Raw genomic sequence first — 25,425 nt, forward strand, 5'->3', positions numbered from 1 at the left:
CGCGCAGCTGGACATCCCGCAAAGCGGGTCAATGCGGCGGGTTGATCAGTGGCAGCAGATCAACCCGCCGTTTTACTTCCGGGGGGGACGTGAATTTTGAGGTGGGGCGCAAGCGAAAGGGACAGTCGTCTTGGCGCGCAGGTTTAGAGGCGAAAGCCAGCATAAGGTGGATACGAAGGGCAGGGTTTCGATCCCGGCCTCGTTTCGTCGTGTGCTTGAGGCCTCGGACCCCAGCTGGCAACCCGGTGACAATCCTGAACTCGTGATTGTCTATGGCGACCACCGCCGCAAATACCTTGAATGTTACACCATGGAAGCGATCGACGAGGTGGATGCCAAGATCGATGCGCTGCCACGTGGCTCGATGCAGCGTCGGATGCTTCAGCGGATGTTCCATGGTCAGTCCTTCCCGACCAATGTGGACGAAACGGGTCGTTTGGTGCTGCCCGCAAAGCTGCGCAACAAGATCGACCTTGAGAACGAGGCGTTCTTTATCGCTGCCGGTGATACCTTCCAGATCTGGAAGCCCGAGACATACGAGGCCGAGGAACTGGCCACGACCGAGGAATGGCTTGACGATCTGCCGGATGATTTCGATCCGATGCAGTATCTCGATGGCATCGGGGATGGGTGACGGCATGGCCGGCGCTCAGACCTCATCGGACAAACCTCATATCCCCGTACTGCTGCGCCCGTTGCTGGCCGCTGTGGCGCCGGTATCCGGTGCCTGGCTGGACGGCACATTCGGCGCAGGCGGCTATACTCGTGCGTTGCTGGAGGCCGGGGCCGAGAAAGTCATTGGCGTCGATCGCGACCCACTGGCATTTGAAATGGCCGCTAACTGGGCTGGGGAATACGGTGATCGGTTGGTGATGCAGCAGGGCGTGTTCTCTCGTATGGATGAATATGCACAGGATTTGGACGGCGTGGTGCTGGATCTTGGTGTCTCATCCATGCAGTTGGATCAGGCTGAACGCGGTTTTTCCTTCATGAAAGACGGTCCGTTGGACATGCGGATGAGCCAAGATGGTGAAAGCGCAGCTGATCTGGTGAATGCGGCAACCGAGACGCAATTGGCCGACATCCTGTTCCATTTCGGGGAGGAACGCGCCAGTCGTCGTATAGCAAAGGCCATCGTCAAGGCGCGGGCCGAAGAACCGATCAAAACAACTCTGCGGCTGGTCGAGATTATCGAATCCTGCCTGCCGCGCCCCAAACCGGGCCAATCGCACCCGGCGACGCGCAGCTTTCAGGGGCTACGGATCGCGGTGAACGCAGAATACGAAGAACTGTTTCAGGGGCTTATGGCCGCCGAGCGCGCTTTGAAGCCGGGGGGGCAACTGGCCGTTGTGACTTTCCATTCCATAGAAGACCGGATGGTGAAGCGGTTCTTCCAATCGCGCGCGGGCAAAACCGGACGCGCCAACCGTTATGCGCCTGAGATGGAGCAGGAGAAGCCGCAATTCACACTCAAGACCCGCAAGGCCGTTGGGCCGGATGAGCAGGAACTTGAAGAAAACCCACGTGCACGCTCGGCAAAATTGCGTGTCGCGATAAGAACGGATGCCCCGGCAGGGGAAATTGAGGCCCGGGCCATCGGCATGCCGCAATTGGGGGGAAGGGCAAGATGAAGAGTATTCTGTATGTGTTGACTGCACTATCCGTGTTCGGGCTGGCGCTTTGGGCTTATCAAGAGAACTACCGCACGCAGCAGGTGCTGAAGGAAACGCAGTCGCTGCAAGGCCAGATCGGTATGGCGCAGGCGCGACTCGCCGTGCTGAATGCTGAATGGGCCTATCTAAACCGGCCTGATCGTTTGCGTGAGCTGGCGGACTTGAATTTCGAACGTCTCAGCTTGCTGCCTCTGCGGGCTGAGCAGTTTGGTCGCGCCGATCAGATTTCCTATGGCGAGGACCCGGATCTGCCCATCGTCGACCCGCTTGAAATACAGGACGTCACTGACATTCAGGCACTGATCGAGGTGCAGGTCCCATGACCCGTACACCACTTCGCCCTCTGGCCCGAATCCTCGACGCCCGTGCAAAGGGTGAAAACCCCAAGGCGATTGAGCGAGAGAACATCCGCAAACGCCACGAAGACATGAAAGACCGCGCCCGCGCGCGCGCCGAGGGCCGCCTGTTGGTGTTGGGTCTTTTCTTCTTTTGCGCCTTTTCGGTCGTAGGCTTTCGTATGGGCGTTCTGGCGACATCCGAGGCGCAAGAACCATTGGCAAGTGCGCCGGGGGCCTCCATCGCCATGCAGCGCGCCAATATCGTGGATCGCGAAGGCCGTATTCTGGCAACCAATCTGGACACCTATTCTGTCTATGCGCAGCCACCGCTGATGATTGACCCGATCGCCGCAGCCGAGCAACTGGTCGCTATTTTCCCTGATCTGGAAAAAGAGCGTTTGGTCAAAGACTTCACCGGTAAGCGAAAATTCCTGTGGATCAAGAAGCGCATCTCGCCCGAGCAGAAGCAGGCGGTGCATGACATCGGTGATCCCGGCATCCTGTTCGGCCCGCGCGAAATGCGGCTATATCCCAATGGCAGACTCGCGGCGCATATTCTGGGCGGCTCGGGCTTTGGCCGCGAAGGTGTCAGCGCAGCCGAGGTGATCGGCGTAGCTGGCGTCGAAAAACAGTTTGACGGCTATCTGCGCGACCCGGCCAACGGCAACAAGCCGCTGCAACTGTCGCTGGATCTGACCGTTCAAGCGGCGGTAGAACAGGTGCTTTATGGTGGCATGAAGATCATGAACGCCAAAGGAGCCTCGGCGGTTTTGATGAACGCCCATACGGGCGAGGTCGTCTCGGCCGCGTCGTTGCCGTCTTTTGACCCCAATGACCGTCCGCGCCCCCCGACCTCGGGCTTTGATCCCTCGGACAGCCCGCTGTTCAATCGCTACGTACAGGGTGTCTATGAGCTGGGTTCGGTGTTCAAGATCTTCACCGCCGCGCAGGCGGTGCAGCTGGGTCTGGTGAACTCCAACACCATCATTGACACTTCCGGCCCGATGAAAATCGGGCGCTTCCCGATTGGCGAGTTTAACGGCAAGAATTATGGTGAGATCAGTGTCTCGGATGTAATCAAGTACAGCTCGAACCGAGGCACCGGGCGGCTGGCCTTGCAAATCGGGGCCGACCGGCAACAGGATTTTCTGAACGCGCTAGGCATGTTCGACCCAACGCCATTCGAGATTGTCGAGGCCAAGGGCGGGCAACCGCTCAAGCCCAAGAAATGGGGTGAGTTGAGCACCGTGACGATTTCTTATGGCCACGGCCTTTCGACCAGCCCCATGCATCTGGCCGCTGGTTACGCAGCGATTGCCAATGGCGGGTACTATGTCAGCCCCACGATCCTGCGTCGCAATGGCCCGCAATACGGCCCTCGCGTGATGTCCGAAAACACCGCCAAGCAGGCGCAAAATATGCTACGCAAAGTGGTCACGGATGGCACCGCCAGCTTTGGTGATGTCAAAGGGTACGAAGTGGCGGGAAAAACCGGTACTGCCGATAAACCCAAGCCGCGTGGCGGGTACTATGAGGACAAGGTGATTGCCACCTTCGCCACCATCTTCCCGGCTTATGATCCGAAATATGTGCTAATCGTCACGCTGGATGAACCGTCCATCGTGGCCTATGGCGAAAAGCGCCGCACGGCGGGTTGGACTGCCGTTCCCGTTGCTGCCGAACTGATTGGACGGGTGGCGCCGCTATTGGGTCTCAGACCCCGGCTTGAGCCTGAGGCGCGCGCTGCTATAACGCTGACCTCAAATTAGGCTGTCCAGCGAAAGGTGGGTCATGGGCAATCGGTCAAAGAAACTCAGCGAACTGGCCCTGACCGCACGGGGAGGGGCCAATCCCGAAATCACCGGTCTGGCTGTTGACAGCCGCGAGGTCAAAGACGGTTTCCTCTTTGCAGCCCTTCCCGGCACCCGAGTCCATGGTGGAGACTTCATCCAATACGCCTTGCGCATGGGGGCCGCCGCGATCCTGACGGACGCGAAAGGGGCCGAGATCGCCACCGACGAACTGGCCGCATCCGATGCTGCGCTGATCGTCACGGAAGACCCCCGTCAGGCACTGGCAGGGGCCGCCGCCCTATGGTTTGGCGCGCAACCGCAGACTATCGTGGCGGTCACCGGCACCAATGGAAAAACCTCGGTCGCCAGTTTCGTCCGCCAGATCTGGACCGAGCTTGGACTTGCCGCCGTCAACCTGGGCACCACTGGGGTCGAGGGCGCATGGACTGCGCCGCTGGCCCATACCACACCCGAGCCGATCACTCTGCACCGCTGTCTTGCCGAGGCTGCCGAAAATGGCGTGACCCATGCGGCGATGGAGGCCTCCTCGCACGGGCTTGAACAGCGTCGCTTGGACGGGGTGCATCTGACCGCTGCCGGGTTCTCGAATTTCACGCAGGATCATCTGGACTATCACGACACGTTCGAGGCCTATTTCGCAGCCAAGGCGGGTCTGTTTGATCGTGTGCTGCCCGAAGACGGGGTCGCTGTGGTCAACCTTGGTGATCCCAAGGGTGCTGAGATGCGCAAGATCGCCGAGGCACGCGGCCAGAATATCATCACCGTAGGCCCTGAGGGTTCTGATCTTTGTCTTCTGAATCAACGCTTTGACGCGACCGGGCAGGATTTGCGCTTTTCATGGAAAGGCAAGGCCTATCAAGCCCGCCTGAATCTGATCGGCGGCTTTCAGGCCGAGAACGTTTTGCTGGCTTGCGGATTGGTCATCGCGGCGGGCGAGGACCCCGACCGCGTGTTCGATACCTTGCCGCACCTGATAACCGTGCGCGGGCGGATGCAGCTGGCTGCCACACGTGACAACGGCGCGGCGGTGTTTGTCGATTACGCTCATACGCCGGATGCCGTGGCCACTGCACTGAAGGCGATGCGCCCGCATGTCATGGGACGTCTGATCGCCATTGTTGGTGCAGGCGGTGACCGAGACGCCACTAAACGCCCATTGATGGGGCGGGCCGCTGCTGAAAACGCCGATGTGGTCTTTGTTACCGATGACAATCCACGCAGCGAAGACCCGGCCACCATCCGCGGTGCTGTCATGTTGGGCGCACCCGAAGCCACGGAAGTCGGCGACCGGGCCGAGGCCATCCTGCGCGGCATCGACGCGCTGCAACCGGGCGACGCTCTGCTGATTGCGGGCAAGGGACACGAAACCGGCCAGATCGTCGGAGATCAGGTCCTGCCCTTTGACGATGTGGAACAGGCCAGTATCAGCGTTGCCGCGCTGGACGGGAGGGTCGCATGACGCTCTGGACCGCAGCCGAGGCCGCAGAGGCTACCAACGGGCGCGCCACCACCGATTGGCAGGTGAACGGCGTCTCCATCGACACGCGCACCCTGCAGCCGGGTGACCTGTTCGTTGCGTTGAAGGCTGCCCGCGACGGCCATGATTTCGTCGCCCAAGCGCTTGAAAAAGGCGCAGGCGCAGCGCTTGTGTCGCATATTCCCGAAGGCGTGCCCGAAGATGCACCGCTGTTGATCGTCGACGATGTGCAGACGGGTCTAGAGGCGTTGGGGCAGGCGGCTCGCGCCCGGACAGGTGCACGCGTGGTGGGGGTGACTGGCAGCGTGGGTAAAACCTCGACCAAGGAAATGCTGGCCAGCATTCTGGAGACGCAAGGCAAAACTCATGCCAGCGTCGCCAGCTACAATAACCATTGGGGCGTGCCTTTGACGCTGGCGCGAATGCCGCGCGACACCGAGTTCGCAGTGATCGAGATCGGCATGAATCATCCGGGCGAAATCGCTCCGCTGGCGCGTCAGGCGCAACCGCATGTGGGGCTGGTGACCACAGTAGCCGCCGTCCACCTCGAAGCCTTCGACTCGGTTGCGGGTATTGCTTTTGAAAAGGCTGCGATCTTCGACGGGCTGGCCGAGGGCGGCACCGCTATCGTCAACGCCGATATCGAACACGCGGGCATCTTGCGCGACTGCGCCGCTGCGCATGGTGCAAGGATCGTCGAATTTGGCCACAAGGCGCGGGACTATGCGCTGACCAACGTGCTCCAAGGCCCTGACTCGGTGCGGGGACACGGTATTGTCGGCGGCGCAGACATCACATTCGATGTCCAATCCGCGGGAACTCACTTTGCTATGAATGCGCTGGGCGCTCTGGCGGCCTGTGTCGCGCTGGGGGTCGATCTGGATCAGGCGATTGCCGGTCTGCGCGGCTGGTCTCCGGTCAAAGGGCGCGGTGTGCGCGAGGTGATCGCGCTGCCAGATGGCGGGCAGATTGAACTGCTCGATGACAGCTACAACGCCAATCCAACCTCGATGGAGGCCGCTCTCGACGTGCTGTCTGCGTCGGCGGGCAAACGCAAGATCGCGTTTCTGGGCGACATGAAAGAGCTTGGTGCGCAAGAGCAGGCGATGCACGCCGCCATGGCCGAGGTGCCTGCGATGGCGCATGTCGATCAGGTTCATTGCATCGGCCCGTTGATGCAAGCGCTGCATCAGGCTCTGCCCGAGGGCAAGCGCGGGTTGTCGACGGAAACCAGCGATGAGATGGCCGCCCATCTGCCGGAATTGATCCGTAGCGGCGATGTAGTGATGGCCAAGGGCTCTCTCAGCATGGCTCTGGCGCAGATCGTTGACGGTCTGCGGCAAATGGGGCATGGCAGCGCGCCAGAGAGCCGCCGTATTGTGAGAAAGGTTTTGTAATGCTCTATTGGTTAACCGCCCTGTCGGACGGAGGGGATTTCTGGAACCTCTTCCGCTATATCACCTTCCGGGCAGGGGGCGCCTTTCTGACTGCGCTGATCTTTGGGTTTTTGTTCGGAAAACCCTTGATCAACGTATTGCGCAAACGGCAAGGCAAAGGTCAACCGATCCGCGATGACGGCCCCGAAGCGCATCTGTCCAAGGCTGGAACCCCTACCATGGGCGGGCTGCTGATCGTGGGTGCGCTGGTCACCTCGACCCTGATCTGGGCGCGCTGGGACAATCCATATGTCTGGATGGTACTGTTCGTGACGCTGGCCTATGCGGCCATCGGCTTTGCGGACGATTATGCCAAGGTCTCAAAGCAGAACTCCAAGGGCGTTTCCGGTAAAATGCGGTTGGCGCTGGGGATCATCATCGCCGTGCTGGCGTCACTCTGGGCGACGCTGCACCATCCCAGCGATTTGCAAAACCAACTGGCTCTGCCGGTGTTCAAGGATACGCTGATCAATCTTGGCCTTTTCTATATCCCCTTTGCGGTGATCGTCATTGTGGGTGCGGCCAACGCGGTGAACCTGACAGATGGTCTGGACGGGCTGGCGATCATGCCCGCGATGATCGCGGCCTCGACCCTTGGTGTGATTGCCTATGCGGTTGGGCGGGTCGACTTCACCGAGTATCTTGATGTTCACTATGTGCCTGGCACCGGTGAAATCTTCATCTTCACTTCAGCGCTGTTCGGTGCGGGGCTGGGATTCTTGTGGTACAACGCCCCTCCGGCGGCGGTTTTCATGGGTGATACCGGATCACTGGCTCTGGGTGGTGCGCTGGGCGCGATTGCCGTGGCTACCAAACACGAGTTGGTATTGGCAGTCGTGGGCGGGCTGTTCGTGGTTGAAGCTTTAAGTGTGATCATCCAGGTTCTATATTTCAAACGGACCGGAAAGCGCGTGTTCCTGATGGCGCCGATCCATCACCATTATGAGAAAAAGGGTTGGGCTGAACCCACCATCGTGATCCGGTTCTGGATCATTTCACTGATCTTAGCGATGATCGGGCTGGCGACGCTGAAAGTCAGATGAGCCCGCGTTGCATCGTGCTTTCTGGATGCTCCGGTGGTGGCAAATCAACACTGCTGGAGGAGATGGCCCGACGCGGATATTCAACAGTTTCCGAGCCGGGTCGTCGTGTCATTGCCGAGGAAAGACAAGGTGGTGGTCGCGCTCTGCCTTGGGTCAACTCCGAGGTATTCTGCCGCAGGATCATTGAACTTGCGATATCTGACTTCAGCAATGCCAAAGATGATCTTGTGCTATTTGATCGTTCGGCATTGGACGCGCTGATTTGGTTTGATCGAACCGGTACACCGTTGGAGACCAAAGTGCGTGAACAGATACTACACTTGGGCTACGACCCATGCGTGTTTCTCTTTCCTCCTTGGCCTGAGATATTCGAACAGGATGATGACCGGCGGCACAACTTGGCCGCAGCTATTGCGGAATACGATGCTTTGTGCGACCGGTTACCAGACTATGGGTTCGTAATAGAAAACGTTCCAAAAGGGCCGGTCTCTTGGCGGGCGGACTGGCTGGAAGAGCGGCTCGGATAGAAGGTGTATGGCAATGATCCCGGTCAAAGGGTTTTCAGGGCAGAAAGTAGCGGTTCTGGGGCTAGGTCGGTCGGGTCTGACCACCGCACGAGCGCTGCGCGCTGGCAGGGCTGAGCCGATCTGCTGGGATGACAACCCCGCCGCGCGTGAAGCGGCAGAGGTCGAGGGATTCTCGTGTGTCGATCTGCGCCGCCACGGGGCGTTTGACGATATTGCCGCACTAATTGTCTCGCCCGGCATCCCTCATCTCTACCCCGCGCCGAACTCGGTTGTGGCCGCTGCATTGGAAGCCGGAGTTCCGGTCGACAATGATATAGGTCTGTTCTTTCGCTCTTTCGCAGGCCCTGAATGGAACAACTACGACATCCCACCGCGCGTCATCGCGGTGACGGGATCGAATGGCAAATCAACCACCGCTGCGTTGATCCAACACATCCTGACCGAGGCCGGGCGCGACTCGCAACTGGCGGGTAACATTGGGCGCGGCGTGCTGGACATCGACCCAGGTGGCGATGGATCTGTCGTGGTACTGGAGCTATCGAGCTACCAGACCGAACTGGCCCGCGCACTGACGCCGGATGTGGCGGTTTTCACCAATCTTTCACCTGATCACTTGGATCGACATGGTGGAATGGGTGGTTACTTTGCCGCCAAACGTCGCCTGTTCGCCGAAGGCGGCCCGGACCGCGCCGTGATCGGCATCGATGAAGCCGAGGGCGCGTTTCTGGCCGGGCAACTGGCCGAGGGGCCGTCGGATGACCGGGTGATCCGCGTCTCGGTGGCGCGCAAGCTGACCGGGGCGGGTTGGCAGGTCTTTGCCCGCAAGGGTTTCCTGTCGGAATACCGCAAGGGCCGTCAGGCCGGATCGATCGACCTGCGTGAGATCAAGGGCCTGCCCGGTGCGCATAATCACCAGAACGCATGTGCTGCCTATGCCGCCTGTCGCTCATTGGGCCTTGCGCCGCGCGTCATAGAAGATGCGCTGCACAGTTTCCCCGGTCTGCCGCATCGTAGCCAGATCATCGCCGAGGCGGATGGCGTGACCTATGTGAACGACTCGAAAGCTACCAACGTAGATAGCGCCCTCAAAGCCTTGAGCGCGTTCAAGAAGATACGTTGGATCTGTGGCGGGCTTGAGAAAGAAGGCGGGCTTGAGGCGCTGAACGGGGCAGGGGACCACGTAATCAAGGCCTACGTCATCGGGCGTGAGGCGGCGAGCTTTGCAATGCAGTTGCAGGCCGATGCGCAAGTCTGCACCACTATGGAAGCGGCGGTTATGCAGGCCATGGCCGATGCGCAGCCCGGTGAAACCGTTCTATTGGCACCTGCTGCGGCCAGTTTCGACCAGTATGACAACTTCGAACAACGTGGCGATGACTTCGTGGTTCAGGTTAAAAAACGCCTCTGAAAGCAATGCGTTTGCAATAGATCGCCGGTTCGGCGAAGCTGTGGGCCTATCTGCTTGACGCACTGCCTGCATTGGTTTTTGCCTTCAGGAAATTCAACACGAGGTCATGAATATGCCAAACCGTAAACTTCTTCTGGTCGTTCCAGCGCTGCTGGCTGCTGCGGCTTGCACCAATACCGGGGCCAACTATCAGCCCGTGATCGATGGCCCGGTAGGCCCTAACTACAACTCGGACCTGTATCAGTGCCAGCAACTTGCAGCCTCGCAGGCCAGCGTTGACGGATCGACCGCAGGTAATGCCGCAATCGGCGCTGCAGGTGCTGCAGCCGTCACCGGCATCGTTCAGGACAGCAGCGACAACCTGGGTCGCGCCGCCGTTGCCGGTGCGTTGGTTGGAGCAGGCGCTGACGTGATCAACAAGAACCAGAACAAGGAAGTCATCGTGCGCAACTGTATGCGCGGACGGGGTTACAACGTCGTAGGCTAACGGCTTGCGATGGCACTTCCGGCGGCGTGACCCGAGGACCACGCCCATTGGAAGTTGTAACCGCCAAGCCAGCCGGTGACATCCACCGCTTCACCAATGACATAGAGGCCGGGGACATCCCTGGCCTCCATGGTTTTGGACGACAGCCCGTCAGTGTCGATCCCGCCCAGAGTGACCTCGGCGGTGCGATAGCCCTCGGTGCCCGACGGCGTAAGCCGCCAGTTGGACAATGCGGCGATCAGTTCCGACAGCGCCGTGTCGGACTGATCCGCAAGATTGCCCTTCATCGGGATATGGTGTGCGAGGTATTCCACCAGACGCGTGGGCAGGTGGCGTGCCAATTCGGTGGTCAGCGCCTTGCGCCCAACAGCCTGCCGCTGATCGCGAAGCAGATCGTATAAAGGCAAATCGGGGATCAGGTTGACCCATATTGCCTCACCCTCGCGCCAGTACGAAGACAATTGCAGCACCGAAGGACCGCTCAACCCGCGATGGGTGAACAACAACGCCTCGTCGAAACTGCTGTGCTCGTTTGACAGTCGAGCGGGCAAAGAGACGCCGGACAAATCCTTGAACCGTCCGTCCGAGAAGGTGAACGGCACCAGCGCCGCCCGTGTCTCGGTTATCTGCAGCCCGAATTGCTGCGCGATGTCATAGGCCAACCCCGTTGCGCCCATTTTGGGGATCGATTTGCCACCCGTGGCCAGAACCAGATTGCAACAGGTCAGAGGGATATGCTTGCCATCGCGTTCGACATCCAAAGCGAAACCGCTTTCGGTTTTGCGCAAGTTGCGCAGCGACGTCTGCACCCAAAGCTCGGCCTCGGCCTTGGCCATTTCATTCAGCAGCATCTGGACGATCTGTTTCGAAGACCCGTCGCAGAACAATTGCCCAAGCGTTTTTTCATGCCATGCAATGCCATGGCGATCGACCAGTTCGATGAAGTCCCACTGTGTATATCGCGCCAGCGCTGATTTGCTGAAATGTGGATTCTGAGACAGGAAATTGCCCGGTCCCGCATACATATTGGTGAAATTGCATCGTCCACCACCCGAGATGCGGATCTTTTCTCCGGGAGCTTTTGCATGGTCGATCACCAGCGCTTGGCCACCGCAATGGGCTGCGCACATCATGCCGGCCGCGCCAGCACCGAGGATGATCGTCTCGAAATCCATATGCTGCGCATGGCGTGGATTGTGAGCGATGGCAAGAGCGCAGACCAAAACGGTGTGGGTTTGGCCCACAGAATTTCTCAGCGGCACTTGGGTTTGTGCCATATGGTATGTGGATTTTTAGTCGTAGTGCATTCTGACATGCTAGGCTCTGTGCTAATGCTTGCCGGTTAGATCCATTTAAAGGGATAAAAATATGCGCTTTCCAAACTTCATTACAGACTTTCCAAGACTAGACGTGCCATTTCCCGAAGACGTCGTGCAGACGGCAGTCATTCGATCTGATGCTGGTTTGGTTGCCTTTTTTACTTTTCTTAAAGAAATGGAACTCCCACTACATTCACATGGTGCCCAATGGGGTACGGTGGTGGAAGGAGAAATTGAACTCACCATTGGCGGAGAGACGAAAGTTTATCTGCCCGGCGACAGCTATTCTATCCCAGCCGGAGTGGAGCATGGCGGGCGCATCAAGGCGGGTTCCCGAGTGATCGATGTGTTTGAAGAGCCTGACAGATACCCCATCAAAGACTGACGATTTACTTTTTGAACAATGACGTTGGGCGCGGTTGATATTTGGATGAACTCAAACCGAGCCTCAACGGGCCGTCGATCAGAACAGGCAGCATGCGCTGCTTGAATGCATGCGCGTTTGTCAACGGCGGCTCATCGTTCCGGAATTCCAGTTCTGCCTGTCATTCTGCTAGCCCAAATGTAAAAATCCCTGTAGACTCTCAATCAGATCCCAAAAACGGGACGTTAACGAGGCAGATAGTGGCGGTATCTCATGACTGAGATGGTGTATGGCGCGGTCCAGGACCAGCGCGGAGAACCGATTCTTCCGAAGTGGTGGCGAACGATTGATCGCTGGACGATGTCCTGCGTTCTGATCCTGTTTGTCATCGGGCTTTTGCTTGGGCTGGCCTCGTCGCCGCCACTGGCGGGGCGTAACGGGTTCGATCCTTTCCACTATGTAGAACGTCAGGCGATCTTTGGCGGGCTGGCGCTGGTCGCGATGCTGCTGACCTCAATGATGTCGCCGACACTGGTGCGGCGGCTGGCGATTCTGGGCTTTCTGGCCTCGTTCGTGGCGCTGGCCTTCCTGCCGGTCTTCGGTACAGACTTTGGCAAAGGCGCGGTGCGCTGGTATTCGCTGGGTTTTGCCTCGTTGCAGCCATCCGAGTTCCTCAAGCCCGGTTTTGTCGTGGTGGCCGCATGGCTGTTGGCCGCATCACAGGAAATCAACGGCCCGCCGGGGCGGTTGTGGTCCTTTGCACTGTGTATTTCCATCGTGGCAATGCTGGTGATGCAGCCCGATTTCGGGCAGGCCTGCCTTATCCTTTTTGGTTGGGGTGTGATGTATTTTGTCGCCGGAGCCCCGATGCTATTGCTGGTCGGCATGGCCGGGGCGGTCGTTCTGGGCGGCATGTTTGCCTATTCCAATTCCGAGCACTTTGCCCGTCGTATCGATGGTTTCCTTAATCAGGAACTCGATCCGACCACCCAGCTTGGGTATGCCACCAATGCTATCCGCGAAGGCGGTCTGTTCGGCGTCGGCGTGGGTGAGGGGCAGGTCAAGTGGTCTCTGCCTGATGCGCATACGGATTTCATCATCGCGGTCGCGGCCGAAGAATACGGGCTGATTTTGGTGCTGATTATCATCGCGCTGTACTCGCTGATCGTTGTGCGTTCGCTGCTGCGGCTGATGCGCGAACGCGACATGTTCATCCGTCTGGCTGGCACTGGTCTGGCCTGCATGTTTGGCGTGCAGGCTATGATCAACATGGGCGTCGCCGTGAGACTTCTGCCCGCCAAGGGCATGACGTTGCCCTTTGTCAGTTATGGCGGATCGTCTCTGATTGCTGGCGGCATCGCGGTTGGCATGTTGCTGGCCTTTACCCGAACCCGCCCGCAGGGCGAGCTGGGCGACATTCTGCGCGGACGAGGCTGATGGGCAAACCTTATCTACTAGTCGCAGCAGGTGGCACCGGGGGCCACATGTTCCCCGCGCAGGCGTTGGCCGAGGCGATGCTGCAGAAAGGCTGGCGTGTGCGCCTGTCCACCGACCCGCGCGGAGCGCGCTATACCGGCGCGTTCCCCGCAGACGTCGAGATTGTCGAGGCATCCTCGGCCACCTTCGCCCGAGGCGGATTAGCGGCCAAGATGTTGGTTGGACCCAAGATTGCTGCTGGAGTCACTGGCATGGCTGTGCAGATGATGCGTGACAAGCCGAATGTGGTGGTGGGCTTTGGCGGCTATCCGTCGATACCGGCGCTGGGCGCGGCCATCCTGCTGAAGCTGCCGCGTATGATCCATGAACAAAATGGCGTTCTGGGCCGGGTAAACCAACTGTTTGCCACCCGTGTGGCTCAAGTGGCCTGTGGTGTCTGGCCCACCGATTTGCCTGAAGGGTCCAAGGGCATACACACTGGTAACCCGGTTCGCGCCTCCGTTCTTGAACGCGCTGCTGCCCCCTATATCCCGCCTGGGGAGTACCCGATGTCCGTCCTGGTGATGGGCGGCTCTCAGGGCGCACGTATCCTCAGTGACGTGGTGCCGGGTGCCATCGCTGCGCTGCCTGAAGATCTGCGCGGGTATATCCGCGTCTCGCATCAGGCCCGCGATGAGGATGGTGAACGGGTCAAGGCCTTTTACGCCGATCACGGCATACGCGCCGATGTACAGCCTTTCTTTGACGACGTACCTCGCCGTATGTCCGACGCGCAGCTGGTTGTCAGCCGGTCAGGTGCCTCCAGTATCGCCGACATTTCCGTGATTGGCCGCCCGTCGATTTTGATCCCGCTTGCCACGGCTGCCGGAGATCATCAAACAGCCAATGCGCGTGGATTGGTTCAGGCAGGCGGTGCGATCATGATCCCCGAAAACGCCCTTGACGTTCCCGCGCTGACACAGCAAATGACCACGGTTCTCACCAACCCCGAAGCCGCACAGCAAATGGCCCATGCCGCGCTATCGGTCGGGGCACCGGACGCCACCGAGCGTCTGGTCGCCCTTGTCGAGCAACTGGCGCAGAAGGAGACCTCATGAATCCAGCAACCAAACTGCCGCAGGACGTCGGACCGATCCACTTCGTGGGCATCGGTGGGATCGGGATGTCGGGTATCGCAGAGGTGCTTTTGAACCTTGGCTACCGTGTACAAGGTTCGGACTTGAAAACCTCGAAGATTACTGACCGGCTGGCTGGGCTGGGTGCTGAGATTTTCGAAGGCCAGCGTGCCGAGAACTTGCAGAACGCCGCCGTGGTCGTGGTCTCAACTGCGATCAAACCGGGGAACCCGGAACTGGACGAGGCACGCGCGCAGGGCCTGCCCGTCGTCCGTCGCGCCGACATGCTGGCGGAACTCATGCGCCTGCGCTCGAACATTGCCATCGCCGGAACTCACGGTAAGACCACAACAACCACTATGATGGCGGAACTGATGGTCGCCGGCGATTTCGATCCCACCGTCATCAATGGCGGCATCATCCACGCCTATGGGAGCAACGCCCGCATGGGGCAGGGCGAATGGATGGTGGTTGAAGCGGATGAGAGCGACGGCTCATTCAATCGCCTGCCTGCAACCATCGCCATCGTCACCAATATCGACCCCGAGCATATGGAGCACTGGGGCGATTTCGACCAACTGCGCGACGGGTTTTACGAGTTCGTCTCGAACCTGCCGTTTTATGGCTTGGCCGTCTGCTGCACAGATCATGCCGAGGTGCAGGCGCTTGTTGGCCGCATCTCCGACCGCCGCGTGCGCACCTATGGTTTCAACGCACAGGCCGATGTGCGGGCCGAAAACCTGACCTATAAGGGTGGCGTCGCCCATTTCGACATCCACCTACGCCATGAAGACAAGGTGATCGAAGGTTGCACCTTGCCAATGCCCGGCGACCACAATGTCTCTAATGCGCTGAGCGCCGTGGCCGTGGCCCGTCATCTGGGCATGAAGGCCAGTGAAATCCGCGATGCGCTGGCCGATTTCGGCGGCGTCAACCGCCGCTTTACCAAGGTCGGGGAAATTAACGGCGTCACCATCATCGACGATTACGGCCACCACCCGGTCGAAATCGCCGCCGTTCTCAAGGCCGCACGTCAGGCCACCGAGGGCCGCGTCATCGCAGTCCACCAGCCGCACCGCTACTCCCGCCTGTCCGACCTGTTCGACGATTTCTGCACCTGCTTCAACGACGCCGACGTGGTCGCTATTGCGGAGGTCTTTGCTGCAGGCGAAGATCCGATCGAAGGTGCCAGCCGTGACGATCTTGTGCAGGGCCTGATCCGCCACGGCCACCGCCACGCGCGCGCGATCTTGAACGAAGAAGACCTGGCCCGCCTTGTCCGTGAACAGGCCCGCCCGGGCGATATGGTCGTCTGCCTCGGCGCAGGTACGATCAGCACCTGGGCCAACGGTTTGCCTGACCGGTTAATCGCCAAAGCGAGCTAACCTCGTGGCGCTATCGCTCATACTCGCCTGCGTCTGGGTCTTCGCTTCCACCATTGTGGCGATGCTGCCGATGCGCCTGCAATTCCCACCGGGTGTTGTACTGTTTGCCAGCGCGCCTGCTCTGATTCTGTGGCTGAGTTTAGACTATGGCTGGTTCGTCGGAATCCTGGCTGCTGGCGGTTTTGTTTCGATGTACCGCAACCCGATCCGCTACTACTGGCGCAAGTGGACGGGTAAAGAGGTGTCGGAATGAACTGGTCGATTGCGCTTGCCGGTCTGTGGGGTGTTGTCGCCAACGTGTTGGCGATGTTGCCCAGCAAGGACAACCATTGGCGGCGCGCCTATTTCCTGATCGCCGTTGGCGTCCCTATCCTAGGCTATGTCACCTATGAAAATGGTCCATGGATCGGGCTGCTGGTTCTGGCTGCAGGTATGTCAGTTCTGCGTTGGCCGGTGATTTACCTCACCCGTTGGACAAAGGCGAAAATGCAGGGCATGAAGGCGGCGAACAAGTAACTGGCCATTTTCAGGAGGCCCCCATGGTCGACATCGCCACTTTCGCCTATTTGCCGCTGATTACCCTGATCCTCGGGACGCTTGCGGGTTTTGTCGCCGCGCGCTGGATCGGCCTCAAGGCACTGCTGTGGCTGATCGGGCTGACCTCGGCCCTTGGTCTGGTACTGATCATAATGCTGGCCAGTGTCGGCACCGGGGAAGAGGAACAGGCGTTCGGCCCCTTCGTCTGGCTGACCGGTGCGGTCCTGCCCTTCCTGTTTGCGGTGATCATGGGTGGAGTAGGCGGGCGCAGCCTTGCATCCCGGGAAGGCGCATGAGCGAGCTGCCCGACGTCCGTGGCCGCCTGTCCGCGGCGCGTTCTCTTTCCGAACTCACCTGGCTGCGCGTCGGCGGACCAGCGGATTATCTGTTTCAACCCGCCGATACCGAAGACCTTCAGTCGTTTCTGCGTGATCTGCCTGCGGATGTTCCCATCTTTCCTATGGGTGTCGGATCCAATCTGATCGTCCGTGATGGTGGTCTGCGGGCGGTGGTGATCCGATTGGGGCGCGGGTTCAATGGTATCTCGGTCGACGGCAATACCGTCAGCGCGGGTGCCGCCGCGCTGGATGCGCATGTGGCGCGTAAAGCAGCGGATGGAGGTGTGGACCTGACTTTCCTGCGCACGATACCCGGGTCGATCGGCGGGGCCGTGCGCATGAACGCGGGCTGTTACGGCAGCTATACTGCGGATGTGCTGCAAAAGGCTACCGTAGTCACCCGCGCCGGAGAGATCGTGGACCTGACCCCGCAAGACTTCAGCTTCCGCTATCGCCAGTCCGACCTGCCCGAAGGCGCGGTGCTGATCTCGGCGACGTTTCAAGGCCCCTCGGGCGATCCAGCTGAGCTGCACGCTCGCATGGAGGCGCAGCTAAAAAAGCGCGACGAAACTCAACCCACCAAGGACCGCAGCGCCGGGTCGACCTTCCGTAATCCAGCCGGGTTCTCGTCGACTGGGCGCGCGGACGATGTGCATGACCTCAAGGCGTGGAAAGTGATCGATGACGCGGGTATGCGCGGGGCCACCAAAGGTGGTGCGCAGATGAGCCCCAAGCACTCGAATTTCTTGATCAACACGGGCGATGCGACCGCCGCGGACCTGGAAGGTCTGGGTGAAGAGGTGCGAAAAAAGGTTTACGAAACAAGCGGCATCACGCTAGAGTGGGAAATCATGCGGGTCGGTGATCCGCTGAAAGAATAAAGCCCCGACCGTCAGACCATAACAGGCAAATTAGGACGACGGATCAAAGGCATAAACGCAGTACGGACCACCACATAAGGTCCGGGGACATTGAGGCGCACATTGGGTATGTCGAGCAGGACAAACCCCAAAGTGGCGGTGTTGATGGGCGGCCCCTCGGCGGAACGCGAGGTGTCTCTCAGCTCTGGGCGCGAATGCGCAGCCGCTCTTGTGGGTGAAGGCTTTGAAGTGGTCGAACTGGACGCAGGTCCGGACCTTGCTGCTCGCCTTACCGATATCCAACCCGATGTGGTGTTCAACGCCCTGCATGGACGCTGGGGCGAGGATGGCTGTGTGCAGGGGCTACTGGAATGGATGCGCATTCCTTACACGCATTCCGGCGTGCTGGCTTCGGCCCTTGCGATGGACAAGCAACGCAGCAAAGAGGTCTACGCCGCCCAAGGATTACCTATCGTACCCAGCCTGATCGTTCCCAAGGTCGAGGTGGTCGAGGTCCATGTGATGGAGCCGCCCTATGTGGCTAAGCCCAACAACGAAGGTTCCAGCGTCGGCATCTATATCGTGCATGAAAATGCCAACGGCCCGCCGCAACTGGACGAGGCGATGCCTGATCAGGTGATGGTCGAGAAATACGTCGCGGGCCGTGAACTGACCGTGACCGTGATGGGCGATCGCGCCCTGACGGTGACCGAGATCATGACCGATGGCGGTTGGTACGATTATGATGCCAAGTACAAGCCCGGCGGCTCGTGGCATGTGCTGCCCGCCGAGATCCCGCAGGATATCTTTGACCGCTGCATGGACTATGCGGTTAAGGCGCATAATGCGCTGGGGTGTCGCGGCGTGTCCCGCACCGATTTCCGCTGGGATGACAGCAAGGGTGCCGACGGGCTGTTCCTGCTGGAAACCAACACCCAGCCCGGCATGACGCCGACTTCGCTGGTGCCCGAACAGGCCGAGCATCTTGGCATCAGTTTCGGCCAGCTCTGCGCCTGGATGGTGGAGGATGCCTCATGCGACCGCTGACCGCCACCCGCGCGCCGGTGATCCACCGGACCAAACCGTTGGCGGGGCCGGATGCCGATTTCACCGCCGCGCCAAGGCCCGAGCCCAAAACCGAACCTAAGCTGCATTTGCGCGGGGCGCGTCTTTTTGGCCGCGCGCGCAACGCGGACCCCGCGCCCTCGCGCCTCAGCTACCGCTTTCAGCGCTGGATGCTCACCCCCGGCATCCGGCGCGGGCTAAAAATTGGCCTGCCGGTTCTGGCCGTCTTTGGTTTGGTGGGTGGCTTCTTTGCCGCCGAAGAACGTCGTGAGGCGGTCAGTACCTATATCGCCGACATCAAGACCTCGATCCAGGAGCGCCCCGAATTCATGGTCAACTTGATGGCCATCGACGGGGCAGGAACCGCACTGTCTGAGGATATCCGCGAGATCGTGCCGCTCGATTTCCCGCTCAGCTCGTGGGATCTGGATGTGGAGTTGATCCGCGACACCATCACCGGGCTTGACCCGGTGAAATCGGCAACCGTACGCATTCGCCCTGGCGGGATTCTTCAGGTTGATGTGGTCGAACGCCAGCCGGTCATCGTCTGGCGCACCCGAGACGGGATCGAGCTATTGGATGAAACCGGAGCTCATGTTGACCGTGTTTCAGCACGCGCCGATCACGCAGCCCTGCCACTGATCGCAGGGAAGGGCGCGAACAAACATGTCCCCGAGGCGCTGCAAATCCTGACCACAGCCCGCAGCTTGGGCGAACGCGTGCGCGGTTTGGTGCGCGTTGGCGAACGGCGCTGGGATCTGGTGCTGGATCGAAACCAGCGCATCATGTTGCCGACCGAACGTCCGGCGCGCGCGCTGGAACGCGTGTTGGCGGTGAACGAGGTTCAGGACCTTCTGGAACGTGACGTGGCCGTGGTCGACATGCGACTGGGGCAGCGACCGACCATCCGAATGAACAAAACGGCCAGCGAAGACTGGTGGAACACAAAAGTAGATGTGAGTAGCGGGCAGTAACGACCATGATGACCGATCTTTATCAGTCCCAAAGGGCTATGCGGCAGATGCGCCGACAGGCAATGCAACGCGGTGTAGTTGCTATCCTGGATGTCGGCAGCTCCAAAATCGCTTGCCTTGTATTGCGCTTCGACGGGACGGGGCGGTTGTCCGAGGATAACTCGATCGGCTCGATGGCCGGACAAACCGGTTTCCGGGTCATTGGCGCTGCGACCACCCGTTCGCGCGGGGTGCAGTTCGGCGAGGTTACCGCGATGCAGGAAACCGAGCGCGCCATCCGCACCGCGCTGCAGGCGGCGCAGAAGATGGCCGATATCCGCGTCGATCACGTGATTGCATCCTTCTCAGGGGCGAACCCGCGTTCCTACGGGCTGGATGCGCAGGTTGATCTGGAAGGCCAATTGGTTACTGAAGCCGAGGTCGGTCGTGTCCTGAACGCCTGCGACGTGCCCGATTACGGCGAAGGGCGCGAGGTACTGCATGCGCAACCGGTGAATTTCGCGCTCGACAACCGCTCGGGACTAATCGATCCGCGTGGACAGTTGGGGCAGAGCCTTGCAGTGGATATGCACATGCTAACCGTCGATGCGGTGGCGATCCAGAACATCGTCCGCTGCATCAAGCGCTGCGATCTGGAGCTGGCAGGGATTGCGAACTCAGCCTATGTCTCGGGCATTTCCGCATTGGTCGAGGACGAACAGGAGTTGGGCGCGGCCTGTATTGATTTGGGCGGCGGCACCACCAGCATCTCGATCTTCATGAAGAAACACATGATCTATGCCGATTGCGTGCGCATGGGCGGGGATCACGTGACCAGCGACATTTCGATGGGCCTCGGCGTGCCCGCAGCGGTGGCCGAACGGATCAAGACCTTTAACGGTGGCGTTCACGCGACCGGAGCCGATGATCGCGACCTGATCGACATCGGTGGCGATACTGGCGATTGGGAGCATGACCGCCGTACCGTCAGCCGTGCCGAGTTGATCGGCATCATGCGCCCCCGCGTCGAGGAGATTCTCGAAGAGGTGCGTACTCGTCTGGACGCTGCCGGTTTCGACCACCTGCCAAGCCAGCAGATCGTTCTGACTGGTGGTGGCAGCCAGATCATGGGGCTAGACGGGCTTGCCAGCCGGATTCTGGGTCAGCGTGTTCGTTTGGGCCGCCCGCTGCGCGTTCATGGCTTGCCGCAATCCGCGACCGGACCCGGTTTTTCTTCGGCAGTGGGGCTTAGCCTGTTTGCGGCGCATCCTCAGGACGAATGGTGGGATTTTGAGATCCCGGTCGACACCTATGCCGCGCGCCCGTTCAAGCGCGCCGTGCGCTGGTTCCGTGACAATTGGTAATGCCCTGCGTGGTGCAGCCGTTGGCGCGGCCCTTGGGCCCGCTGCGGCCCCGGCTCAAACCCTGATTACGCCAGAGGCGTTTCTGAGCGCCGTCGTTGGCAAAACGATCACCTTCCATGAAATCCGAAGCGGTATGTTGGTCGGAACTGAGGAATTTCTCAGCCCGACTCTCTCGGTCTGGCGGATGGAGGGGCGGGGCTGTGTCTATGGCCAGATCACCACGCCAAATGGCCAGATCTGTTTTCTGTACGATGATGCGCCCGATGGCCTGCTAGTCTGCTGGTGGCCCTACCTGTACAATGACCGGCTGATGGTGCGGCTGGCGCGCTTCGTCGGCAGCGAAACGCAAGAGGTCCGTAGCATCTCTGAAGATGGCCTGAATTGCCCAAGTGCCCCGGTAGGCTAAAGAAATCAGTTGCGGCAACTGCCAAATTGCCGCAAAATAAGGTTCAAGGCCCGGCAGAGGCCCAGCGGCAGGACATTGAGCAGTTTTCCGCGACCAAACGAGTGACTAAAAGTTTTCGCATCCCCTCAAGGCGGGTGGGGTCTTTCCGTGTGTAGTGGCGCATGAGCCTTTCGCCGCAACATGTCGCGGTAACAGCGAAATGCCGCTGTTTGCTGCCTTATTTCCTCCATATTTTGTGGATTCGTGCGATTTTTCTGGTGACGTTTCCGAAATGACACAGTAAAATCGACTGTGGATAGGTCAGAAAAACCGCATTTTGCGGCAACATAAAAAAACAGGCGGACAGAGCATGACATTAAATCTTTCGATGCCCGGGCACGACGAACTCAAGCCTCGGATTACCGTATTTGGCGTTGGCGGCGCTGGGGGCAATGCTGTCGACAACATGATTGAAAAACAGTTGGACGGCGTAGAATTTGTCGTCGCCAACACAGACGCACAGGCGCTGCAGCAAAGCCGTTCGTCGGCGCGGGTGCAGCTGGGCGTCAAAGTCACCGAAGGGTTAGGTGCAGGTGCGCGTCCGACCGTGGGTGCTGCAGCAGCTGAAGAAAGCATCGAACAGATCGTCGATCACCTGGCGGGCGCACATATGTGCTTTATCACCGCCGGCATGGGTGGCGGCACAGGCACCGGCGCAGCCCCGATCATCGCGCAGGCAGCGCGGGAGCTGGGTGTCCTGACCGTTGGGGTTGTCACCAAACCCTTCCAGTTCGAAGGCGCCAAGCGTATGCGTCAGGCCGAAGACGGCGTTGATGCGCTGCAGAAAGTCGTTGATACGCTGATCATCATTCCGAACCAGAACCTGTTCCGTCTGGCCAACGAAAAGACCACATTCACTGAGGCGTTTTCGATGGCCGACGATGTCCTGTATCAGGGCGTCAAAGGCGTAACCGACCTGATGGTGCGTCCGGGTCTGATCAACCTCGACTTCGCCGACGTTCGTGCCGTGATGGACGAGATGGGCAAGGCGATGATGGGCACAGGCGAAGCGACCGGTGAAGATCGCGCCATTCAGGCAGCCGAGAAAGCCATTGCCAACCCGCTGTTGGACGAAATCAGCCTCAAGGGTGCCAAGGGTGTGCTAATCAACATCACCGGTGCGCACGATCTGACCTTGTTCGAACTGGACGAGGCCGCCAACCGCATCCGCGAGGAGGTGGACCCGGAGGCCAATATCATTGTCGGTTCGACCCTGGACACCGAAATGGAAGGCGGCATGCGCGTTTCAGTTGTTGCCACCGGTATCGATGCCAGCGAGAAAATCGAAGATGTACCGGTCGCCCGCCGTTCGATGTCGGCTCCGCTGACACGCACGGTTTCGGCAGAAGACTCCACGCCTGAACAAATCGCTGCAGATGAGGCCCCGGCTGAGGACAACATTGCGCCCACGCTCTTCGAGTCCATCGAAGATGTCGAGTTCAATGAAGGCTGGCAAGACGAACAACCCGCTGCCGAGAAGGACGATGACGGGCTGCCCCCGCCCGCCTATCAGCCTCAGGTCGCGCAGTTCGAACCGCAACCCGAAGTCGAAGAGACAGTCGACTCCTACGTCGCACCGCGTGCCCAGACCCCCGGCACACCGTCTCCGGAAGCGATGCAGCGGTTGCAGGCCGCAGTTCAGAAAGTACCTTCTAACCGGCTTCGTCCGACGCCTGAGGCGCCTCGCGAACCGGCTCCTCAGCCGCAGCAAGCGACCGAGGATCGCCCGCGTTTTGGCTTCAACCGATTGATTGACCGGATGACCGGCCATGCGGCCGATACGCCCGCTCAACCGGTACGCCAACAGCCTGCGATGCGGTCGGTTGACGCAACGGCACCTGTTCAGGATGAAGCCGATCCTGATCAGGAGCGCATCGAAATTCCCGCCTTCCTAAGGCGTCAGGCCAACTGATCGCGGTAACAAAATCATCCCGAAGGGCCGCCATCGCGCGGCCCTTTTTTGTGGAAACACAAAGTGTTGAGCTGGAGTAAGCAGGGATTTGCCGATGTGTCACATTCATGTTTCATTCGGTTGCAAAAGGTGAGTTGAGCCTTAACGCCCCCTTCCTTAGTTGAGGGTGCAACACAGCCCCTGATAGGCTGGACACAACTCACCGAGGCTCACATTGCAACATACGCTCAAATCTTCAGTCACGTTTGTGGGCACTGGGCTGCATAGCGGCAAGCCTGCGACGATGGTTCTGAAGCCTGCAGCGGCAGGTCATGGAATCTGGTTCAAACGGACTGATATCGAGCTGGGCAATGCGTTGATCCCCGCTATCTATGATGTTGTTGAGCGGACGCCTCTTTGCACACGATTGGTTAACGATGCGAATGTGTCGGTATCGACTGTGGAACACATCATGGCGGCACTTGCCGGATGTGGTGTGCATAATGCACTGATTGAAATCGACGGTCCCGAAGTCCCGATCATGGATGGCTCGTCCGTGGCCTTTGTTCAGGGCATCATGGCCAAAGGCGTTCGTCGTCAGGCCAGTCCGGTACTGGCTTATGAGGTGCTTAAACCCATCTCAGTTGAACGCGAAGGCGCAAAGGCATCGATCGCGCCTGCGGAAGGTCTGGAGATCGAGTTCCACATTGATTTCGAAGATGACGCCATTGGCAGCCAGACAAAGGTTTTGGACATGCGCAATGGTTCGTTTGCGCGTGAACTCTGCGACAGTCGCACGTTTTGCCGCCGCACAGATGTTGAAGCGATGCGTGAAAACGGATTGGCCTTGGGCGGCACATTGGACAATGCGGTAGTCGTACAGGGCGACGAAGTCCTGACCCCGGGTGGCTTCCGTCACACGGATGAAGCGGTGCGCCACAAAATGCTGGACGCTCTGGGTGATCTCTATCTTGCAGGCGGTCCGATTCTGGGGCGCTTTGTCGGCGAGAAGTCGGGGCATTCGATGACCAACACATTGCTGCGCAAACTGTTCGAAACACCGGGCGCTGTGCGTCCGATCCTTTGTACCCCTGAACAAGCCGCGCGTCTGCCCGGCCAGGGCCTTGTGCGGAGCGAAATCCCGCAGGTTGCGTGATCTGATCAACTCTGACGACATTTGCGCCATGAGGGTGGATAAGGCGTTTTGCACTGGAATTTTATGTGCTAGACCGAGGCCCGATCAGGGGTAATTCCCGCTAAGTAGACGACAAGGATGGGCGGAATGGTTGGCAGCAAAGCGGCAGTCAGAATCGCAGGTGCGCTTCTTCTGGCAGCAACTTTGACGGCATGTGGCAATGCCGGAGGTCTGTTTGGTAACCGTGGGGCAGACCGCAGCCAAAACCTCGAAGGTTTCACACCTGAACAGATTTACACCCGCGGTGAATATGAGCTGTCGCAGAATCGCTCGGACGACGCGGCTTGGTATTTCTCTGAAGTAGAGCGGCTTTATCCTTATTCCGATTGGGCGAAACGTGCGCTGATCATGCAGGCGTTCTCATTCCATTCGGACCAGAACTATGAAGAAAGCCGCGCCGCCGCGCAGCGATATATCGATTTCTATCCCACTGACGAAGACGCCGCCTATGCCCAGTATCTTCTGGCGCTCAGCTACTATGATCAGATCGACGAAGTGGGTCGTGATCAGGGGCTGACCTTTCAGGCACTGCAGGCGCTGCGCACGGTGATCGAAGTCTACCCAGACAGTGAGTATGCCACATCTGCCGTACTGAAATTCGACCTTGCCTTTGACCATCTGGCTGGCAAAGAGATGGAGATCGGGCGCTATTATCTGCGTCAGGATCACTTCACTGCGGCGATCAACCGATTCCGCGTGGTGGTCGAGGATTTTCAGACCACATCTCATACCGCCGAGGCGCTCTATCGCCTGATCGAGGCGTATCTGGCGCTGGGACTGGTGGACGAGGCGCAGACCGCGGGTGCGATTCTGGGTTACAACTATCAGTCCTCGGAATGGTACGACGCGGGGTACACGTTGCTGACGTCGCGTGGTCTCGATCTAAAGAGCCGAGGTAACAATTGGCTCAGCACGATCTATCGCCAGACCGTCAAGGGTGAGTGGTTGTAACGG

The 25,425-nt window shown here is 59.5% G+C and carries 26 protein-coding genes; 25 read left to right on the plus strand and 1 reads right to left on the minus strand.

Annotated elements, in window-relative coordinates:
- Positions 1 to 166 precede the first annotated feature (166 nt).
- From mraZ to ACR0BI_RS13735, 10 genes are all read left to right on the plus strand, one after another.
- The gene (mraZ, locus tag ACR0BI_RS13690; protein ID WP_480439182.1) at positions 167 to 634 is read left to right on the plus strand and encodes a division/cell wall cluster transcriptional repressor MraZ; all 468 of its coding nucleotides are present in this window, start codon (positions 167 to 169) and stop codon (positions 632 to 634) included.
- Between the two features lie 4 nt (positions 635 to 638).
- The gene (rsmH, locus tag ACR0BI_RS13695; protein ID WP_170662797.1) at positions 639 to 1,631 is read left to right on the plus strand and encodes a 16S rRNA (cytosine(1402)-N(4))-methyltransferase RsmH; all 993 of its coding nucleotides are present in this window, start codon (positions 639 to 641) and stop codon (positions 1,629 to 1,631) included.
- Entirely contained in the window at positions 1,628 to 1,996 is a 369-nt protein-coding gene (gene ftsL / locus ACR0BI_RS13700) for a cell division protein FtsL (protein ID WP_170392057.1), read from the plus strand. The genes rsmH and ftsL overlap by 4 nt, the downstream gene beginning before the upstream one ends.
- Positions 1,993 to 3,780: a peptidoglycan D,D-transpeptidase FtsI family protein gene (locus ACR0BI_RS13705; protein ID WP_480562378.1), complete on the plus strand. Its 1,788-nt coding sequence runs from the start codon at positions 1,993 to 1,995 to the stop codon at positions 3,778 to 3,780. The genes ftsL and ACR0BI_RS13705 overlap by 4 nt, the downstream gene beginning before the upstream one ends.
- Positions 3,781 to 3,802: 22 nt before the next feature.
- On the plus strand, positions 3,803 to 5,284 hold the full coding sequence (locus ACR0BI_RS13710; RefSeq protein WP_480562377.1) for a UDP-N-acetylmuramoyl-L-alanyl-D-glutamate--2,6-diaminopimelate ligase: 1,482 nt from the start codon (positions 3,803 to 3,805) through the stop codon (positions 5,282 to 5,284).
- Positions 5,281 to 6,699 (plus strand): UDP-N-acetylmuramoyl-tripeptide--D-alanyl-D-alanine ligase, encoded by a 1,419-nt coding sequence (locus tag ACR0BI_RS13715; protein ID WP_170563775.1) that lies wholly within the window; start codon positions 5,281 to 5,283, stop codon positions 6,697 to 6,699. Before ACR0BI_RS13710 ends, ACR0BI_RS13715 begins: the two co-directional genes overlap by 4 nt.
- Positions 6,699 to 7,781, plus strand: coding sequence for a phospho-N-acetylmuramoyl-pentapeptide-transferase (gene mraY / locus ACR0BI_RS13720; RefSeq protein WP_480562376.1), 1,083 nt, complete (start codon positions 6,699 to 6,701; stop codon positions 7,779 to 7,781). The genes ACR0BI_RS13715 and mraY overlap by 1 nt, the downstream gene beginning before the upstream one ends.
- A complete protein-coding gene (locus ACR0BI_RS13725; protein WP_170420824.1) occupies positions 7,778 to 8,308 on the plus strand; it encodes an AAA family ATPase in 531 nt (176 codons plus the stop codon). Before mraY ends, ACR0BI_RS13725 begins: the two co-directional genes overlap by 4 nt.
- 13 nt (positions 8,309 to 8,321) lie before the next feature.
- A complete protein-coding gene (gene murD / locus ACR0BI_RS13730) occupies positions 8,322 to 9,716 on the plus strand; it encodes a UDP-N-acetylmuramoyl-L-alanine--D-glutamate ligase (protein ID WP_480562496.1) in 1,395 nt (464 codons plus the stop codon).
- 106 nt (positions 9,717 to 9,822) lie between these two features.
- Positions 9,823 to 10,203, plus strand: coding sequence for a glycine zipper family protein (locus ACR0BI_RS13735; protein ID WP_170392045.1), 381 nt, complete (start codon positions 9,823 to 9,825; stop codon positions 10,201 to 10,203).
- Here ACR0BI_RS13735 and ACR0BI_RS13740 read toward each other — a convergent pair.
- Positions 10,200 to 11,378 (minus strand): BaiN/RdsA family NAD(P)/FAD-dependent oxidoreductase, encoded by a 1,179-nt coding sequence (locus tag ACR0BI_RS13740; protein WP_170594759.1) that lies wholly within the window; start codon positions 11,376 to 11,378, stop codon positions 10,200 to 10,202. The genes ACR0BI_RS13735 and ACR0BI_RS13740 overlap by 4 nt on opposite strands.
- Before the next feature lie 193 nt (positions 11,379 to 11,571).
- On the opposite strand from ACR0BI_RS13740, the gene ACR0BI_RS13745 reads away from it, so the two are divergent.
- From ACR0BI_RS13745 to ACR0BI_RS13815, 15 genes are all read left to right on the plus strand, one after another.
- Positions 11,572 to 11,907 (plus strand): cupin domain-containing protein, encoded by a 336-nt coding sequence (locus tag ACR0BI_RS13745; RefSeq protein WP_170392042.1) that lies wholly within the window; start codon positions 11,572 to 11,574, stop codon positions 11,905 to 11,907.
- A 252-nt stretch (positions 11,908 to 12,159) separates the two neighbouring features.
- Positions 12,160 to 13,323, plus strand: coding sequence for a putative lipid II flippase FtsW (gene ftsW, locus ACR0BI_RS13750; RefSeq protein ID WP_170625282.1), 1,164 nt, complete (start codon positions 12,160 to 12,162; stop codon positions 13,321 to 13,323).
- Entirely contained in the window at positions 13,323 to 14,420 is a 1,098-nt protein-coding gene (locus ACR0BI_RS13755; protein WP_170625283.1) for a UDP-N-acetylglucosamine--N-acetylmuramyl-(pentapeptide) pyrophosphoryl-undecaprenol N-acetylglucosamine transferase, read from the plus strand. Before ftsW ends, ACR0BI_RS13755 begins: the two co-directional genes overlap by 1 nt.
- Complete coding sequence (murC, locus tag ACR0BI_RS13760) at positions 14,417 to 15,823, plus strand: UDP-N-acetylmuramate--L-alanine ligase (RefSeq protein ID WP_170512296.1); 1,407 nt, start codon at positions 14,417 to 14,419, stop codon at positions 15,821 to 15,823. Before ACR0BI_RS13755 ends, murC begins: the two co-directional genes overlap by 4 nt.
- Positions 15,824 to 15,827: 4 nt before the next feature.
- Positions 15,828 to 16,076, plus strand: coding sequence for a DUF2484 family protein (locus ACR0BI_RS13765; protein ID WP_170420832.1), 249 nt, complete (start codon positions 15,828 to 15,830; stop codon positions 16,074 to 16,076).
- Positions 16,073 to 16,339 carry a DUF2484 family protein gene (locus ACR0BI_RS13770; RefSeq protein ID WP_170392032.1) on the plus strand — a complete coding sequence of 89 codons (267 nt, stop codon included), beginning with the start codon at positions 16,073 to 16,075 and terminating at the stop codon, positions 16,337 to 16,339. The genes ACR0BI_RS13765 and ACR0BI_RS13770 overlap by 4 nt, the downstream gene beginning before the upstream one ends.
- A gap of 23 nt (positions 16,340 to 16,362) precedes the next feature.
- On the plus strand, positions 16,363 to 16,656 hold the full coding sequence (locus ACR0BI_RS13775; RefSeq protein ID WP_170392030.1) for a hypothetical protein: 294 nt from the start codon (positions 16,363 to 16,365) through the stop codon (positions 16,654 to 16,656).
- Positions 16,653 to 17,579: a UDP-N-acetylmuramate dehydrogenase gene (gene murB / locus ACR0BI_RS13780; RefSeq protein ID WP_170420834.1), complete on the plus strand. Its 927-nt coding sequence runs from the start codon at positions 16,653 to 16,655 to the stop codon at positions 17,577 to 17,579. Before ACR0BI_RS13775 ends, murB begins: the two co-directional genes overlap by 4 nt.
- 108 nt (positions 17,580 to 17,687) lie before the next feature.
- Positions 17,688 to 18,605 (plus strand): D-alanine--D-alanine ligase, encoded by a 918-nt coding sequence (locus ACR0BI_RS13785; protein ID WP_170392026.1) that lies wholly within the window; start codon positions 17,688 to 17,690, stop codon positions 18,603 to 18,605.
- Positions 18,593 to 19,597, plus strand: a complete 1,005-nt coding sequence (locus tag ACR0BI_RS13790) for a cell division protein FtsQ/DivIB (RefSeq protein ID WP_170512290.1) — start codon at positions 18,593 to 18,595, stop codon at positions 19,595 to 19,597. Before ACR0BI_RS13785 ends, ACR0BI_RS13790 begins: the two co-directional genes overlap by 13 nt.
- A gap of 8 nt (positions 19,598 to 19,605) precedes the next feature.
- Positions 19,606 to 20,940, plus strand: coding sequence for a cell division protein FtsA (ftsA, locus tag ACR0BI_RS13795; RefSeq protein WP_170392023.1), 1,335 nt, complete (start codon positions 19,606 to 19,608; stop codon positions 20,938 to 20,940).
- The gene (locus tag ACR0BI_RS13800) at positions 20,927 to 21,346 is read left to right on the plus strand and encodes a hypothetical protein (RefSeq protein WP_480562375.1); all 420 of its coding nucleotides are present in this window, start codon (positions 20,927 to 20,929) and stop codon (positions 21,344 to 21,346) included. Before ftsA ends, ACR0BI_RS13800 begins: the two co-directional genes overlap by 14 nt.
- A 349-nt stretch (positions 21,347 to 21,695) precedes the next feature.
- The gene (ftsZ, locus tag ACR0BI_RS13805) at positions 21,696 to 23,297 is read left to right on the plus strand and encodes a cell division protein FtsZ (RefSeq protein ID WP_170392019.1); all 1,602 of its coding nucleotides are present in this window, start codon (positions 21,696 to 21,698) and stop codon (positions 23,295 to 23,297) included.
- Between the two features lie 214 nt (positions 23,298 to 23,511).
- Positions 23,512 to 24,432, plus strand: coding sequence for a UDP-3-O-acyl-N-acetylglucosamine deacetylase (lpxC, locus tag ACR0BI_RS13810; RefSeq protein ID WP_170392017.1), 921 nt, complete (start codon positions 23,512 to 23,514; stop codon positions 24,430 to 24,432).
- Positions 24,433 to 24,558: 126 nt separating this feature from the next.
- The gene (locus tag ACR0BI_RS13815; RefSeq protein WP_170392015.1) at positions 24,559 to 25,422 is read left to right on the plus strand and encodes an outer membrane protein assembly factor BamD; all 864 of its coding nucleotides are present in this window, start codon (positions 24,559 to 24,561) and stop codon (positions 25,420 to 25,422) included.
- Positions 25,423 to 25,425 lie beyond the last annotated feature (3 nt).

This window comes from Ruegeria sp. E5, assembly GCF_056534105.1.